The organism is Bacillus sp. RIT 809 (assembly GCF_016892495.1).
GTDB lineage: Bacteria > Bacillota > Bacilli > Bacillales > Bacillaceae_G > Bacillus_A > Bacillus_A cereus_U.
Genome location: NZ_JAFEMR010000005.1, coordinates 1 through 17,286, shown reverse-complemented (window position 1 = coordinate 17,286; position 17,286 = coordinate 1). Strand labels below are relative to the sequence as shown.

The window sequence follows — 17,286 nt, the reverse complement described above, 5'->3', positions numbered from 1 at the left end:
GAAAACTCTAACCTGAGTGCAGGTTAGAGTTTTTCTATATTAAGGGGTATCTAAATGAATGAAAAATGGACAATTATAGATGCGTTGAGCCACTCAAGACATGATTGGCTCAATCGTTTGCAGATGGTTAAAGGAAATCTTTCCCTTGGAAAAGTGGAAGAGATTCATATGCTCATCGATCGTTTTGTCCAAGAAGCGAGACAAGAATCCAATCTGATGGGGCTATCAATGCCTTTATTTTCAGAGTGGATTTTAACATATAATTGGAAACAGCAACCGTGCTTATTGGAGTACGAAGTATTAGGGAAATTACATAACTTATCTCATCTAGATGAGACTGTATGTACATGGACGAATCAGTTTTTCTTAATGCTTCAGCATAGTTTAGACGTATATGTTGAAAATTATGTTTGTATCACAATTGAATGTGACGCGGAGAATGCTCGTTTCTTTTTTGATTTTCGTGGAAAGCTAACGAATGTAGAAGAACTACAAACGTGGCTTGCGAACCAAAACAATAAATGGTATTCCATTTCTTATACAGTACGAGACGAAGAAGTCTCAGTTATATTACAACTAATCGAAAAAAGTGTGGTGAAATAATGTTTGTAGATCAGGTCAAGATATATGTAAAAGGCGGCGACGGTGGTAACGGAATGGTTGCGTATCGTCGTGAGAAGTATGTACCTAAAGGTGGCCCAGCAGGTGGCGACGGTGGTAAAGGTGCAGATGTTGTTTTTGTTGTTGAGGAAGGCTTACGTACATTAATGGACTTCCGCTACCAACGTCATTTCAAAGCTGATCGCGGTCAGCACGGAATGAGTAAAGGTCAGCACGGTCGTAAATCTGAAGATTTAATCGTAAAGGTTCCACCAGGAACAATAGTGAAAGATGAAAAAACAGGTGAAATTCTTGCCGATTTAGTAACGCATGAACAAACAGCTGTAATCGCAAGAGGTGGCCGTGGTGGCCGTGGTAACTCACGTTTCGCAACAGCGACGAACCCAGCGCCAGAAATCGCTGAGAACGGGGAACCAGGTCAAGAACGTGATGTCACGCTAGAACTTAAAGTGCTAGCAGATGTTGGACTTGTTGGATTCCCAAGTGTAGGTAAATCTACATTATTATCTGTTGTATCATCAGCGCGTCCGAAAATTGCAGAATATCACTTTACAACAATCGTTCCGAATCTTGGTGTTGTTGAAACTGGTGATAACCGCAGCTTCGTTATGGCTGACCTTCCTGGACTAATTGAAGGCGCACACTCGGGCGTTGGACTTGGACACCAATTCTTACGTCATATCGAACGTACACGTGTAATTGTGCACGTTATCGATATGTCTGGTTTAGAAGGACGTGAGCCATATGAAGATTATGTCACAATCAATAATGAACTAAAAGAATACAATATGCGTTTAACTGAGCGTCCACAAGTTGTTGTTGCAAACAAAATGGATATGCCAGATGCAGAAGAAAACTTACAAGCATTTAAAGAGAAATTGGGAGACGAAGTGAAAATTTTCCCAATCTCAGCTGTAACGAAACAAGGTGTTCGTGACTTACTATTTGAAGTAGCGAACTTATTAGAAACAACACCAGAATTCCCAATGTACGATGATGTAGAAGAATCTGAAGCAAGTGTAATGTACAAATTTGAATCTGAATCTAATTTTGAAATTACACGCGAAAGTGATGGTACATTTGTTATTTCTGGTTATGACATTGAGAAAACATTCAAGATGACAGACTTCTCACGTGATGAATCTGTACGCCGATTTGCTCGTCAAATGCGTGGAATGGGTATTGATGAAGCCCTTCGTGCACGTGGTGCAACAGACGGAGATATTGTAAAAATTCTTGAATATCAATTTGAATTTATCGATTAAGACTGCCGAAATATGGCGGTCTTTTTTTTTTCACTATTTGAGTCCAGTAAAGATCTGATTCGTATAGGTGAACCATAAGTCGATATAGGAAAAAATCCCCATTGATTAAAGTTTCAATTTATAATAGAAAAAGGAGTGATTTTAGAAGAATATTTTATGGGGAGAAAAGGAACATGTATAAAATATTAATTGTAGAAGATGATGAAAAAATTGCAGAGATATTAGAGGAGCATTTAGAAAGGTATGGATATCAATCTTTCAGAGCGAGCGATTTACGGCATATAAAAGATGAGTTTGTAAAAGTAAGTCCTCATCTTGTGTTACTTGATATTAATTTACCATACTTTGATGGCTTCTACTGGTGCCGCCAAATCCGCATTGTATCGAATGCACCAATTATTTTCGTTTCTGCAAGGACAGGGGAAATGGATCAAGTGATGGCGATTGAGAATGGCGGGGATGATTATATTACAAAGCCGTTCCATTTAGATATCGTAATGGCAAAGGTGAAGAGTGCACTTCGCCGCGGGTATGGTGAGTATGCTTTGGCCGCGGAAAGTGATTGTTTAGGTGTTAATGGATTGTTATTATTTCCATCACAGCACACAGTAGAGTGGAAAGGGCAACAAACTGAACTTACAAAAAATGAATTTTATTTATTAGAATGTTTAATGAAACAAGCGAACCAATATGTAACACGTGAAGAGCTGTTAGAGGCTTTATGGGATGAAGTAGCTTTTGTTGATGATAATACATTAACTGTGAATGTAAAGCGTGTAAGGAAGAAACTTGAGGAGTTAGGCATTAAAAATGCAATTGTCACAAAGCGTGGGTACGGTTATGCTCTTCTTACTGAGTGGGGCGAAGGGCATGAAGGTTAAAAGCTACCTCATAGACCGTTTTTCCTTAATCCTTTCTTACATTATAAGCCTTTGTTTATTTGGGCTCGTATTGCAGTTGCAAAGTCTTTTAGAAAAGCGTTCGCTGGACTGGAGTACATGGCTATACGGACTGTTATTAGGGACAGTTGTGTTTAGTGTATACCTTATTTACGATTACCGAAAACGAAGTGTGTTTTTAAAGAGAATAGAACAGTATATTGCCGGTGGACATACATTACATGACTCTTTACTTATCGATACTTCTTATACGTCAGAGCAAGAACTGGTTGTTGAAGCGTTTACGCTATTAAGGCAGCAATATATGAATGAAGTTCATAAACAGCATGCAAAAGAGCAACAGCAAATGATTTTCATGAATCAATGGATCCATCAAATGAAAACACCAGTATCCGTTATTGAATTATTGTTACAGAAATATGGTAAGGAACACCGTGAAGCAAGGGGAACGATTGAAAGTATTCGTGAAGAAAATAACCGTATTTTAAATGGGTTAGATTTAGCGTTACATATGGCAAGGTTAGATCAGTTTTCGAAAGATTATAAAGTAGAAGTAGTAAATGTTATAGAGGTCATTCGAGATATTATTAATGAAAATCGAAAGTCGTTCATTCAATCTTCTGTATTTCCGAAACTGATGTTTGAAGAAGAGACTTGTATGATTGCGTCTGATAGAAAGTGGCTTAGTATCGCTATGAGCCAAATTGTTGTGAATGCAATTAAGTATACAAAAATTTCAGAAGCAGGGAAAAAAGAAATTCAATTTCAAATTGAAGAGAAAGATCAAAAGGTGCTATTACATATTAAGGACAATGGAATCGGTATTCCAGAGCAAGATGTAAAGCGTATATTTGACCCATTCTTTACGGGGGTAAACGGCCGTAAAACGAGGGAAGCGACTGGAATGGGCTTATATATTACGAAAGAAATTTGCGATAATTTACATCATAGAATTTATGTTCAATCGGCTGAAGGAGAAGGGACAACTTTTACGTTCCAATTTGCAAAAGATGAAGAATATCATACATTAATGAGAAAAATGACAAAACTGTAAGATAACAAAACGTTTTGTAAGGAAAATCACTCGTTTCTTTTTCTTATTTTTCTTATAGTAAATGTAAGAAGAAAACACATAGGGGGATTAGAAATGAGTGTTCTTGAAGTAAAAGGGTTAACAAAGGTGTATCAATCAAAAGGTTCAGTAGCGACGACTGCTTTAAATGATATAAATTTTAAAATTGAAGAAGGCGAATTTGTAGGAATTATGGGGCCTTCAGGGAGCGGTAAAACAACGCTTTTAAATTTATTAGCGACAATTGATAAGCAAACTTCAGGTCATGTGCTTGTAAACGGTGAAGAAATTAATCAAATGCGTGCTGCAAAATTGGCGGAATTTCGCCGTACACATTTAGGATTTATTTTCCAAGATTTCAACTTACTTGATACGTTATCCATTAAAGAAAATATTATTTTGCCGCTTGTAATGGCGAAGAAGTCTGTAAAAGAAATTGATGCGAAAGTACTTGAAATTGCGAGGTTTTTAAACATCGAAGAAATTTTAAATAAAAAAGTATACGAAGTATCAGGCGGGCAACAACAACGTGCAGCTGCTGCAAGGGCAATTATTCATGACCCAACATTAATTTTAGCGGATGAGCCAACTGGAAACTTAGATTCGAAATCAGCGAAATCATTAATGGGAGCACTTCAAGATTTACATGAGCAAAAGAAAGTAACCATTGCAATGGTAACGCATGATCCGGTAGCGGCTAGTTATTGTGAGCGTATCCTCTTCATACGTGATGGAGAGATCTTCTCAGAAATACATAAAGGAAGAACGAAACAAGCCTTTTTCCAAGAAATTTTGGACGTACTTGCGATGCTAGGGGGGGAATATCATGAACTTTCGCCAGCTCGCGCTTAACAATGTAAAAGGAAATTGGCGTAATTATAAAGCGTTCCTTATTAGTAGTTGTTTATCGATTGTCGTATTTTTCATGTATGCTTCCTTCATTTATCATCCAGATGTCGTAAGCGGTAATATTAGTATGAAGACGATGATTACAAAAGGATTAGAATCGATGAATTATATTGTAGTCATCTTCTCAGCGCTCTTTATTTTATATGCGAATTCAACGTTTTTACGAGCAAGAAAAAAAGAATTCGGTTTATTAACATTAATAGGTGGAACGAAGTCTCAGCTCGGCCGAATGATTATATTAGAGCAACTGATGTTAGGTAGTATTGCCATTGTAGTAGGTATTGGGATTGGAATGCTTTGTTCAAAACTTTTCTTCCAAGCATTAAGTGTATTGTTGAAAATAGATAAAACACTTCCGCTTGTATGGAATGGAAAAGCAGTTCTTATTACAGCTGGCATATATTTTATCCTCTTTTTAATCCTATCACTGTTTAGTGTTTGGACAGTAGGACGCTTGCAAATTATTGATTTATTAAGAGAGGCAAGAAAACAAAAAGTAGAGCCTTTTGCATTTACATGGTTAGGTGTAGCTGGTATAGGATGTATTATTGCCGCATATGTGCTTAGCTTCCAAGTGACATTTATGAATTTTATAATGCTGTTTTTACCGATTGTAGGGCTGACAATAGGCGGAACGTATTTACTGTTTACGCAAGGTAGTACAGTCGTATTAAAAGCATTGCAAAAAAGAAAACAATCTTTTTATACGTATCCAAATATGTTCGTACTTAGCAATCTTATTTACAAAATGAAAGATAATGCTCGTTTTCTATTTGTCATTTCTATCATTACAGCAGTTGTTTCTTCAGCAGTTGGTACACTGTACGTGTTCTTTGAGGATATGAGTTATAAAACAGTAGCTAGTGCTCCGCATGCTATTTCGTATGAAGAAAAGGGGGTAAATACGCATAACATCATCAGTGAAGGGAAAGCACAAGAACTAATAAAAAAACACGGATTTGAAGAAGCGCGAAAAGTAACGTATGTAAAACTTCCTGCAACTCAAAAGGTAACGATGTTTAACGGTGAACATGAGATGCCGTTAGGGATTATCTCTGAAAAGGAATATAATAAAGAAGCGCGTAAACAGAACGTGCCAGAAGTGCAAAATAAGCCGGGAAGTGCAACGATGGTTGTAGTTGATATGATGAATGATATTGTCAAGCCGGATCTTACGAAGCCATTTGAATTTAAATTGAACGGACAAAAACAGTCTATTAAGCTAAATGATCCAGTATCAAAGTCTGTTTTTAATGATGGTGGCTATTTGATTGTGAATGATGAGGATTTTGTGAAATATTCACAGCTCGTAGCAGATGAAGAAAAGACGAAATATTATGGATATTATATTGAAGATTGGAAAGGAACAGAAAATCTTGTACTAGACTTAAAGAAAGAAATTGCACAAGAACAACAACAGAATTTCCACAATTCTATCCTTACGTATAAAGCGATAAAGGAGCAAGGAGCAATTACAATGTTCATCGGCTTCTTCGTAGCAGTACTGTTCTTCTTCTTTGCTTGTAGCATGACATACTTTAAATGGTTTAATGATAAAGAACAAGATCGTATTCAATTTAAGTCATTAAAAAGAATTGGTATGACAGATAAAGAAATTCGTAAAATTGCAATTCGACAAATGGGTGTTATCTTCTTTATCCCAATTTTAATCGGTACAATTCATAGTGGATTTGCCCTTCATACGTTAGGAGAAATGCTTTATATCGATTTATGGAAATCAGGTGCGATTGTAATTGGAGCATATATTTTAGCTTCTGCCATTTACTTTATGATCGCGCAAAGAGGATATTTAAAACACGTAAAAAGCTAGGGAAACCTCTAGCTTTTTACGTGTGTAGTAAGTTACAGGAGGACGGTAGATGAACATTAGGCAACTAGCGCTGCAAAATATAAAGGGGAATTGGCGTAATTATAAAGTGTTTTTCTTAAGTAGTTGTTTTGCAATATTTGCTTCTTATGCATATATGTCTGTAATTGTACATCCGTATATGCAAGAGACAATGTGGTATCAAAATGTACGCTGGGGACTTATCGTATGTAATGTTATAATTATTTCTTTTTTCGTTATATTTATTTTGTATTCTACTTCTATTTTCATAGAGGCACGCAAGAAAGAATTAGGACTATATATGTTAATGGGAGCGACGAAGTCTAACGTAATAGGAGTGATTATGACCGAGCAAATATTGATCGGGATTTTCGCTAATATTTTCGGTATCGGGCTTGGCATGATCTTTTTAAAACTCTTTTTTATGGTGTTTAGCATGTTACTTCGCCTTCCGAAAGAACTTCCTGTTATATTTGACATGAGAGCGATTGGTGTAACGTTTGTTACATATATGGTCGTATTTATTTTCTTATCTTTTATAAGTGCTTTACGTATATGGAATATAAAAATCATTCGGTTATTAAAAGAATTTCGAACAGATAAACGGGAGAGGAAAACATCAAAGTGGCTTTGTTTATTCGGTTTTGCTTGTTTAGTGGGCGGATATGCGTTAGCGCTACAAGTGACGATGACAACGATAGCATTATACTTTTTTCCGGTTGTTATACTCATTTCTTTTGGGACGTATTTCTCATTTACACATGGCGCTACACAAATATTAGAAGTGATAAAAAGAAATAAAAGGATTATGTATACATATCCGTATTTATTTATAGTGAATCAATTGTCACATCGAATGAAGGAAAATAGTCGCTTTTTCTTTCTGTTGTCTATGGCAACAACGTTTGTCGTTACGGCGACAGGTACGGTGTTCTTATATTTTTCTAGCATGCAAGATATGTGGCGTGGCGGAGGAGTACACTCATTTTCATACATAGAAAAAGGCACTTCTGCTCATGAAGTTTTCGAGAAAGACAAGGTTGAAAACTTATTACATCAATATGGATATGATGATTTTCAATCTATGAGTTTTGTTGGAGTGTATGCATCTTTTCAGTCCAATAAGGGAGAAACAGAAGTCGCACCGCTTATAAAGGAAAGTGAATACAATCAAGAGGTAAGGAAACAAAAACAGAAAATGTATCATCCTAAAAAAGGAACAGTTACACTTGTTTATTATAATCAACGCAATTATCCAAAACTATATAATCAAAAAGAGATTCAATTGCAAGTAATGAATCAAACATATCAATTTGTATATAACGGTCAGAAAGAAGGGATACAATTTAACTATCATCCTTCATACATTAATGGTCTGTTTTTCGTCATGAATGATGAAGATTTTAACAGTATAGCAAATAAAATTCCGGATTCTGAAAAAATGATATATAGAGGCTACACATTACCAAATATCGAAAATACGAAGAAATTAAATGCAGATTTACGGAAACATATGAAACAAGATAATAATGATGCATTTCGAAGTAATATGGAGTTATATGTGAATATGAAAGAAGGCGGCGATATTACTCTATTTGTAGGTTCATTCATTAGTATATTATTCTTTCTTACTTCATGTAGTATCGTATATTTTAAATGGTTTCATAATATTGCATCGGATCGAAAGCAGTACGGAGCACTATCTAAAATTGGAATGACGAAGGAAGAAGTGTGGAAAATTTCTCGTTGGCAATTATGTATGTTATTTTTTGCGCCTATTATAGTAGGAAGTATGCATAGTGCAGTTGCGTTATATACGTTTCATAATACTCTTTTTATGGACGGATCATTAAGAAAAGTGGGCTTGTTTATTCTGTTTTACATTGCTGCATGTATCATCTATTTCTTCTTCGCTCAAAGAGAATACAAGAAACATTTAGACTAGCGAACGCTAGTCTTTTTTTAATATTCGAAATTCTCATAGAAGAATATAAAAAAGTATGGTATAACAGTAAGAAAATGAAAAAGAGGGAAAAGACGATGATTCGAGTAGGATATTTAGGACCAGAAGCGACATTTACAAATATGGCGGTGAGTCGTTTTTTTCCGGAAGCAGAGCATGTACCGTATCGAACGATTCCGGATTGTATTGATGCAGCCGCAAATGAAAATGTAGATTATGCGGTCGTACCGTTAGAGAACGCCATAGAAGGTTCAGTTAATATAACGGTTGATTATCTCGTACATGAGCAGCCGCTTTCCATTGTAGGAGAAATTACAGTGCCAATTCAGCAACATTTACTCGTACACCCGCAGTACGAAGAAGTGTGGAAAGAAGTATACGCTGTACATTCTCATCCGCATGCCATTGCGCAGTGTCATAAATTTTTAAATGAGGAATTAAAAGGCGTAACCGTTCGAGATATGACATCAACAAGCGCTGCTGCGCAATATGTGAAAGAACATCCTGCAGAAAAAGTTGCCGCCATTGCAAATGAAGCAGCGGCAGAAAAATACGGATTAACAATTGTAAGGCGTGACATTCATACGCATAAAAACAATCATACGCGTTTCCTTGTTTTGCATAAGAAAAAGAAAGCAGTACTCCCAAACAACGGAGAAAATCGCGGTGAGAAAACGACGCTTATGATAACGTTACCTGCGGATTATGCAGGAGCGCTGTATCAAGTGTTATCAGCTTTCGCATGGAGAAAATTAAACTTATCAAAAATCGAATCTCGCCCGATGAAAACAGGTCTTGGAAATTACTTTTTCTTAATCGACGTAGATAAAGCATATGATGACGTATTATTGCCAGGCGTAATGATGGAACTTGAAGCACTTGGCTTTTCTGTTACTGTTCTGGGGAGTTATTCTTCTTATTGGTTGTAAGAATCGAGGAGGCTGTTAAACTTGCTTGAAACGAAACGTACCTTCGCGTAAACTTTTAGAAAAGTTACGTATGAAGTTAATTCAAACGTATTATCGGTTTGGGGCAGAGCAAGCTGTCTATTCTATTGAAGTAGCAGAAGCGATTTTGCTAGATTAATAAAAACCCACCTGCAGAAGGTGGGTTTTTTATTTCAACTTCGCAAGACGATCCGCCAACTGACCACGCCAAATATCAGCTAGTTCTGGAACAGCAAGAATCTTTTCAAGGCCATCTTTATCTTTTCTATTATGAAAATAGATTTCGTTAGAGAAGAGAACAGATACATTGCTTGGATGACGCTCTAGTAATATGATTTTAGAATCTTTACGCACAGTACCTTCTTGTAGAACGCGGCATAAGTATCCAGTATATCCGGTTGCTACAATGCGTGGTAAAATGCCAGGAATACCGAGACGTTTTGAAATTGTGCTACAAGGTACGCGAGCTTGTGTAACTTGAATAATTGCCTCACCTAATTGATATGTATCTCCGATGCAAACATCACGTTCTAACATATTTGTTACGGTAATGTTTTCTCCAAATGTGGAAGCTGGAAGTGTTGTTTGAAATTCTTCTTCCCATAGTGCGTAATGTTCATATGGATACACACAAACAGCGCGGTCAGGTCCACCGTGATGTTTTAAATCAGCTACATCATCACCAAGGAATCCATCTTTTGAGAGAAAAGCCTCTTCTGTAGGATCTTTACATATACCTGTTATCATTTCTTTATCTTCGTTATATTTCATTTGTTTCGGTTTACCGGTGCTAAAGTGAACGAGTTCAATTCCCATATTTAATACTCCTTTACAATTGTTTACAATATTATATCATCTACAAAATAAAAGCACAGAGAATGATGAAAACCTCTGTGCTTTACATTAATAAACGAGAAATCCAGCTTTATCTAGTGCCTCACAAGCTGCATCTAATTTCTCCTTAGAATCTGCTTCAATTGTATGTAAGTGAATACCGTCTGTTAGTTGCGAAAGATAGGAAGCGTTTGTGTTTTCGATTTTTTGTAAATATTGCTCTACATCAAAGCGATTACTTACCATAATCGATGCTGTTAAGTCGCCGTATACAGGGTGCTCAACTTTTACGTCTTTAATCGTAACGCCGTGGTCAACTAACATGGTAAGTTCTTGACGTACTTCTGCCGGTTTATGTTGGCATACGATTACGCGTTCAAAAGCTTGTTGTCTTGTTTGTGGTTTTAAATATAAATACCCTTGTGCAGTTGCAATAATTGGTTCATTTCGTGCTTTTAGTAAGGAAATGTCTTGCACGATAACTTGCCTACTTACGTTTGTCTTTTTAGATAGCTCATTCCCGGATAACGGTTCATTTGCAGCAAGAAGCCACTCGAGGATGAGTTGTCGTCTTTCTTCGCCTAAAATCTTTTTTTGATCATTTTGTTTCATTATGATTTAACACCTCTATAAAATTGATTTCCAATTGTGTGTAGTGCATGAATAGTTGTATCAATTTGTTCTTTCGTTGTGTGATGTCCGAAAGAAAAGCGGACATATTGTTTTGCCTCTTCATACGTTTTTCCAATTGCAAGCATTGTGTTTGAAGGGTCTTGTTTACCGACTTGGCAAGCACTTCCAGTTGAAATGGCTATACCATGACGGTTACATTCTAACATTGTATACTGACCTTCTATTCCTTTTATTGTAACCCCAATAATATGTGGTAAACAAGAAGTAGAATGTCCTTTCACTTCAATTTCTAGAGGAAGTGTTTGTAATTGCCCTAAAAAATAAGATCGTAATTGTTTAAAACGAACGCTCTCTTCCTTTTGATTCTTTAATATATGCTCTGCGGCTGTTAAAAAAGCAGCGATTCCAGGAACGTTCACTGTACCAGGGCGAAAGCCTTTTTCATGAGAAGTTCCAGGGAATATTTGTTCCCAGCGAACTTGCGGATTTATATAGCAAGCTCCAACTCCTTTTGGTCCGTATATTTTATGGGCTGAAACAGAGAGACTATCAATCTCCATCGCTATAACGTCTATTGGAAGTTTACCAAACGTTTGAACACAATCCGAATGAAATAAAACATTATATTTTTTTAAAAGTGCTCCGATTTCTGCAATGTTTTGAACAGTTCCTATTTCAGAGTTTCCGTGCTGTATACTTGCTAGAGCAGTATCTTCTGTAATAGCTGCTTCTAAATCTACTAAATGAATTATCCCACTTTTATCAACAGGAATCTCAGTAATAGTATAACCTTGCGATTGTAAGGATTGAAAATAACTTCGAATCGATGCGTGTTCCATAGGTGTCGTAATAATGTGCTTTCCATTTCTAGCATTTAGAAGGGATTGAATCGCAAGGTAGTTAGATTCTGAACCGCCGCTTGTAAAGAATACACCTTGTTCCTTACCCCCAATCATTTCTGCAAATGTTTCTCTACAAACTTGTAATAAAGATGATGCACTTCCGCCGATATCGTGTAAACTTTGTTCATTTCCGAAATATGTTTTTGCCGCTGCTATATATGTTTCTAAAGCTTCTTCGCTCATAGGTGTTGTCGCTGCATAATCTAGATATATCATCATGTAATTTCCTCTCTTCAGTAAGAGTGACATTTGTTTTCGTTTTTAGAATGGTAGTGAAAATAAGAATTGTAAAAAAACTCTTGTCATTATTTTAAAACTATGTAAATATAGGTGTCAAGACAGTTGAAAAGTGTAAAGTAGGAGGCAACAATTATGCCAAGTGCAGATGTCTTGATTATTGGAAGCGGTGTTGCAGCGCTTCGTGTTGCGAAAGAGCTTTGTCACGAAAAGAATGTGATAATTATCACAAAAAAAACAGGACGTAATAACAATACACATTTAGCTCAAGGAGGAATTGCAGCAGCTGTTGCTACATATGACGATCCGAGTGGGCATTTTGAAGATACATTAGTGGCAGGTTGCCATTATAACAACGAAGAAGCAGTTCGTTATTTAGTTGAAGAGGGGCCGAAAGAAATAAGTAAGCTTATTACAAATGGAATGAAATTTGATGGGGATGAAAAAGGGCTCCACCTTGGTAAAGAAGGAGCGCATCGAAAACGGCGTATTTTACATGCGGGAGGAGATGCAACTGGTAAAAATCTATTAGAGCATTTCATACAAGAAGTAGTTCCGAATGTTACTGTTGTTGAGCATGAAATGGTGCTCGATTTTATTATAGAAAATAATAAATGCATAGGAGCTTTAACGCGAAATAGTGAAGGGAAGCTGAAGCGTTACTATGCTGATAATACGGTGTTAGCATCAGGAGGAATAGGTGATTTGTACGCCTTTACATCGAATGATGAGACAATTACAGGCGATGGACTTGCGATGATATATCGAGCTGGGGGAGAACTTGTTGATTTAGAATTTGTACAATTTCATCCGACGATGTTATACGTGGACGGGCGATGTTGTGGTCTCGTTTCTGAAGCAGTCCGTGGTGAAGGAGCTGTCCTTATAAATGGAAAAGGACAGCGTTTTATGATGGATATACATCCCGGGAAAGATCTCGCACCGCGTGATGTAGTGGCAAGGGCTATTCATGAACAACTCCTTGCGGGTGAAACAGTGTACTTAAACATCGAAGCCATTCAAAACTTTGAACAACGTTTTCCAACCGTCTCATCATTATGTAAAAAGAATGGCGTTGATTTAAAAGGAAACCTTATTCCGGTCGTACCGGGTGCTCATTTTCATATGGGCGGCGTGAAGACGAATTGTGACGGAGAGACGTCCATTTCAAACTTATATGCGGTCGGTGAAGTGGCTTGTAATGGAGTTCATGGTGCGAATAGATTGGCGAGTAATTCATTATTAGAAGGTCTTGTGTTTGGAAGACGAATAGGAAAACACATTTCAGCTAAACCAGCAGAGGAAAGAAAAAATGTGCCGGAAGAGAGAGGGAAAAGTTTTATAGCTCTTAATGATTTACCGCTGAAAGAAGAAATACAAGAATACATGATGAAGCATGTTGGGATTGTGCGAACTGAGAAAAATTTATCATATGTTAAGAGATGGTTTAGTAGGTACGGTGTGCTAAATATGATCTTACAATATGATGCACTTACAAATGAAGAGATAACGCTTATTAATATGTTAACAGTTTGTGAGCTTATAACAGTATCAGCTTTGCAAAGAGAAGACAGTATTGGTGGTCATTATCGCATTGATTATCCAGAAAGAAATAGCGTAAAAAAAGAGATTATCCGAGTGAGAAGAAAACTACAACTTGTTTAATAAGGGGAAGAGGGGTTTTATGAATACGTTAAAAGTTAAGGAAGCATTAAATCGATTTTTTCTAGAAGATATAGGAGAAAGAGATGTAACATCTCAGCTTATCTTTCCCGATAATGCACTTGCGAAAGGAACGTTTCTTGTAAAGGATACAGGGGTATTTGCAGGGCGCTTAGTAATTGAAGAAGGATTTAAATTAATTGATCAGAGAATTGAAGTTGAACTTCATAAAAAAGATGGGGATCTTGTAGAAAAAGGCGAAATAATTGCAACCGTGCAAGGCCCAATCGCATCATTATTAACGGCAGAGCGCGTTATATTAAACGTTATTCAGCGTATGAGCGGGATAGCGACGATGACACGTAAGGCGGTTTTTGCTTTAGATAGCAGTCATACACGCATTTGTGATACGAGAAAAACGATGCCAGGACTACGTATGTTTGATAAATATGCGGTAGTATGCGGGGGCGGATTTAACCACAGATTCGGTTTATATGATGGTGTCATGATTAAAGATAATCATATCGCTTTTGCTGGCTCGATTACAAAAGCTGTTACATCGGTGAAAGAAAGATTGGGACATATGGTGAAAGTAGAAGTCGAAACAGAGACAGAGGCGCAAGTAAGAGAAGCGGTAGAGGCCGGCGCAGATGTTATTATGTTCGATAATCGTACGCCAGAAGAGATTCGTGAGTTTTCAAAAATTGTACCAAGTGCCATCGTTACGGAGGCTTCAGGTGGTATTACAATTGAAGATTTATCAAAATACGGAAAAACAGGGGTGGATTATATTTCACTTGGAGCGTTAACACATTCAGTGAAAGCACTTGATATTAGTTTTAATATTGAGGCTTAATGAGAGTGGTTTAGAGGGGGAGAATCATAAATGGGTATTTTAGAGAAAGTTCAGCCAATCGAAGTCATGTTACCAGAGCGTTATCAAACGATGTCTACATTAGAGATGGAAGAGCGTGTCCGTGAAATTAAAGAAAAAATGGGGGCATTACTATTTATTCCAGGACATCATTATCAAAAAGATGAAGTGGTGCAATTTTCAGATTCAGCAGGGGACTCACTTCAACTCGCGCAAGTTGCAGCGAATAATAAAGAGGCAAAATATATTGTGTTTTGTGGTGTGCACTTTATGGCAGAAACGGCAGATATGTTAACGACAGATGATCAAATTGTCATCTTACCAGATATGCGTGCCGGCTGTTCTATGGCAGATATGGCAGATATTGAACAAACAGAAAGAGCGTGGAAAGAGCTCACGAAATTATTTGGGGATACGATGATTCCATTAACGTATGTAAATTCAACAGCTGCGATCAAAGCGTTTTGCGGTCGTAATGGAGGGGCAACAGTAACCTCTTCTAATGCAAAACAAATGGTGTCTTGGGCGTTTACACAAAAAGAGCGTCTCGTCTTTTTACCAGACCAACATTTAGGGAGAAATACAGCGTATGATTTAGGTATTCCGTTAGAAAAAATGGCAGTGTGGAACCCGCATACAGATTCGTTAGAGTACGATGGAGATATAGAAGAAATTCAAGTGATTTTATGGAAAGGCCATTGTTCTGTTCATCAAAATTTCACTGTGAAAAATATTGAAAATGTGCGAAAAAATCATCCGGATATGAATATTATTGTTCACCCTGAATGTTGTTATGAAGTTGTTGCCGCTTCTGATTATGCAGGATCAACGAAATATATCATTGATATGATTGAAGCTGCTCCAGCGGGAAGTAAGTGGGCGATTGGTACAGAGATGAATTTAGTGAACCGAATTATTCAGCAACATCCTGATAAAGAAATTATTTCGCTAAATCCGTTTATGTGTCCTTGTTTAACAATGAACCGAATTGACTTACCTCACCTATTATGGGCACTTGAGAACATAGAAAGAGGAGAACAGATTAACGTTATTCGTGTGGAGAAACAAGTAACAGAAGAGGCAGTTCTTGCATTAAATCGTATGTTAGAGCGTGTTTAAAGCAGCGGAATTTTCGTTGCTTTTTTTCGTACATATAATCATAACAAGAACGAAAGAGGCATACATTGTGTTGAGGAAATCATTGCGATTTTTCTATGCTTATTCCACTTCGAATCATATTGAAAATAGAAGAAGTGATAAAAGTAAAAGAAGTTAATGTTGTTTAGAAAGTGTTACTTCAAAGTGTTTTTTACTTATAGATAAGTTATACAGGAGGGGGAAAATTTGAAAATTCATATCGTGCAAAAAGGGGAGACCCTTTGGAAAATTGCAAAAAAGTACGGAGTGGATTTTGAGACGCTAAAAAAAACAAATACACAGCTTAGCAATCCAGACCTAATTATGCCAGGGATGAAAATTAAAGTGCCATCGAATAGCGTTCATGTGAAGCAACAGACTGGATCGGGTTCAGCGCCCCCGAAACAATATGTAAAAGAGGTACAGCAAAAAGAGTTTGCATCAACACCAACCCCGCTCGGAATAGAAGATGAAGATGAGATTACGTATCAATCAGCACCTATTACACAGCAGCCAGCTATGCAACAAACGCAAAAAGAAATGCAGGTAAAACCGCAAAAAGAAATACAGGTGAAACCGCAAAAAGAAATACAGGTGAAACCGCAAAAAGAAATACAGGTGAAACCACAAAAAGAAGTACAGGTGCAGCCACAAAAAGAAAAACCAGTCGAAAAACCAGTTGAAAAACCGTCAGTCATTCAAAAACCATCTGTTATAGAAAAACAAAAGCCGACTACGAAGGAGAACACTAAATTTTCCATTAATGTATTGCCACAGCCACCGCAACCGCCAATTAAAGCGAAAAAAGAATATAAAATTTCAGATGTAATAAAAAAAGGAAGCGAGTTAATTGCTCCTCAAATTAATAAAATGAAACCTAACAACGTCATTTCTCCGCAAACGAAAAAAGAAAATATAGGAAACATAGTGTCACCGCAAGTGAAAAAAGAAAATATAGGAAACATAGTGTCACCGCAAGTGAAGAAAGAAAATGTAGGGAATATAGTGTCACCGCAAGTGAAGAAAGAAAATGTAGGAAGCATAGTCTCACCGCAAGTGAAAAAAGAAAATGTAGGAAGTATAGTGTCGCCGCAAGTGAAGAAAGAGAATGTAGGGAATATAGTGTCGCCGCAAGTGAAAAAAGAAAATGTAGGAAGCATAGTGTCGCCGCAAGTGAAGAAAGAGAATGTAGGGAACATAGTCTCACCAAACGTATCAAAAGAAAGTGTTATTATCCCGCAAGTAATACCGCCTAATATTCAAGTGCCGAATATAATGCCAATAATGGATAACAATCAACCACCAAATATAATGCCGATAATGGATAATAACCAAATGCCAAACATGATGCCGATAATGGATAACAATCAAATGCCAAACATGATGCCGATAATGGATAACAACCAAATGCCGAACACGATGCCGATAATGGATAACAATCAAATGCCGAACATGATGCCGATAATGGATAACAACCAAATG

At 37.0% G+C, this 17,286-nt stretch carries 16 protein-coding genes; 13 read left to right on the top strand and 3 right to left on the bottom strand.

What is annotated here, in order from left to right:
* Positions 1-54: 54 nt before the first annotated feature.
* The 9 genes from JTF23_RS07210 (at position 55) to JTF23_RS28095 (ending at position 9,664) form a co-directional block, all read left to right on the top strand.
* Positions 55-603, top strand: coding sequence for a Spo0B C-terminal domain-containing protein (locus tag JTF23_RS07210; RefSeq protein ID WP_002112037.1), 549 nt, complete (start codon positions 55-57; stop codon positions 601-603).
* Positions 603-1,886: a GTPase ObgE gene (gene obgE / locus JTF23_RS07205; RefSeq protein ID WP_002015378.1), complete on the top strand. Its 1,284-nt coding sequence runs from the start codon at positions 603-605 to the stop codon at positions 1,884-1,886. Before JTF23_RS07210 ends, obgE begins: the two co-directional genes overlap by 1 nt.
* Positions 1,887-2,059: 173 nt before the next feature.
* The gene (locus tag JTF23_RS07200; RefSeq protein ID WP_078179613.1) at positions 2,060-2,767 is read left to right on the top strand and encodes a response regulator transcription factor; all 708 of its coding nucleotides are present in this window, start codon (positions 2,060-2,062) and stop codon (positions 2,765-2,767) included.
* Positions 2,757-3,839: a HAMP domain-containing histidine kinase gene (locus JTF23_RS07195; RefSeq protein WP_204208385.1), complete on the top strand. Its 1,083-nt coding sequence runs from the start codon at positions 2,757-2,759 to the stop codon at positions 3,837-3,839. The genes JTF23_RS07200 and JTF23_RS07195 overlap by 11 nt, the downstream gene beginning before the upstream one ends.
* A 93-nt stretch (positions 3,840-3,932) precedes the next feature.
* Positions 3,933-4,709, top strand: a complete 777-nt coding sequence (locus JTF23_RS07190) for an ABC transporter ATP-binding protein (RefSeq protein WP_078179612.1) — start codon at positions 3,933-3,935, stop codon at positions 4,707-4,709.
* Positions 4,684-6,597, top strand: coding sequence for an ABC transporter permease (locus JTF23_RS07185; RefSeq protein ID WP_204208383.1), 1,914 nt, complete (start codon positions 4,684-4,686; stop codon positions 6,595-6,597). The genes JTF23_RS07190 and JTF23_RS07185 overlap by 26 nt, the downstream gene beginning before the upstream one ends.
* 49 nt (positions 6,598-6,646) lie before the next feature.
* Positions 6,647-8,560 carry an FtsX-like permease family protein gene (locus JTF23_RS07180; protein ID WP_204208381.1) on the top strand — a complete coding sequence of 638 codons (1,914 nt, stop codon included), beginning with the start codon at positions 6,647-6,649 and terminating at the stop codon, positions 8,558-8,560.
* A 95-nt stretch (positions 8,561-8,655) separates the two neighbouring features.
* Positions 8,656-9,507 (top strand): prephenate dehydratase, encoded by an 852-nt coding sequence (gene pheA / locus JTF23_RS07175; RefSeq protein WP_002112030.1) that lies wholly within the window; start codon positions 8,656-8,658, stop codon positions 9,505-9,507.
* 25 nt (positions 9,508-9,532) lie between these two features.
* Positions 9,533-9,664: a hypothetical protein gene (locus tag JTF23_RS28095; protein WP_286674622.1), complete on the top strand. Its 132-nt coding sequence runs from the start codon at positions 9,533-9,535 to the stop codon at positions 9,662-9,664.
* A gap of 29 nt (positions 9,665-9,693) precedes the next feature.
* Here JTF23_RS28095 and JTF23_RS07165 read toward each other — a convergent pair whose 3' ends face one another.
* From JTF23_RS07165 to JTF23_RS07155, 3 genes are all read right to left on the bottom strand, one after another.
* The gene (locus tag JTF23_RS07165; RefSeq protein WP_204208379.1) at positions 9,694-10,341 is read right to left on the bottom strand and encodes an MOSC domain-containing protein; all 648 of its coding nucleotides are present in this window, start codon (positions 10,339-10,341) and stop codon (positions 9,694-9,696) included.
* Between the two features lie 87 nt (positions 10,342-10,428).
* Positions 10,429-10,971, bottom strand: coding sequence for a transcription repressor NadR (locus JTF23_RS07160; protein WP_002160371.1), 543 nt, complete (start codon positions 10,969-10,971; stop codon positions 10,429-10,431).
* The gene (locus JTF23_RS07155) at positions 10,971-12,113 is read right to left on the bottom strand and encodes an IscS subfamily cysteine desulfurase (RefSeq protein ID WP_204208377.1); all 1,143 of its coding nucleotides are present in this window, start codon (positions 12,111-12,113) and stop codon (positions 10,971-10,973) included. The genes JTF23_RS07160 and JTF23_RS07155 overlap by 1 nt, the downstream gene beginning before the upstream one ends.
* A 153-nt stretch (positions 12,114-12,266) precedes the next feature.
* Here JTF23_RS07155 and nadB point away from each other — a divergent pair, with 153 nt between their 5' ends.
* The 4 genes from nadB to exsA form a co-directional block, all read left to right on the top strand.
* Positions 12,267-13,796, top strand: coding sequence for an L-aspartate oxidase (nadB, locus tag JTF23_RS07150; RefSeq protein WP_204208375.1), 1,530 nt, complete (start codon positions 12,267-12,269; stop codon positions 13,794-13,796).
* A 19-nt stretch (positions 13,797-13,815) separates the two neighbouring features.
* Entirely contained in the window at positions 13,816-14,649 is an 834-nt protein-coding gene (nadC, locus tag JTF23_RS07145) for a carboxylating nicotinate-nucleotide diphosphorylase (RefSeq protein ID WP_002112024.1), read from the top strand.
* Between the two features lie 30 nt (positions 14,650-14,679).
* Entirely contained in the window at positions 14,680-15,786 is a 1,107-nt protein-coding gene (gene nadA, locus JTF23_RS07140; protein ID WP_204208373.1) for a quinolinate synthase NadA, read from the top strand.
* A gap of 225 nt (positions 15,787-16,011) precedes the next feature.
* Positions 16,012-17,286, top strand: a 1,275-nt coding sequence (gene exsA / locus JTF23_RS07135; RefSeq protein WP_204208371.1) for a SafA/ExsA family spore coat assembly protein, incomplete at its 3' end; no start/stop codon positions are given.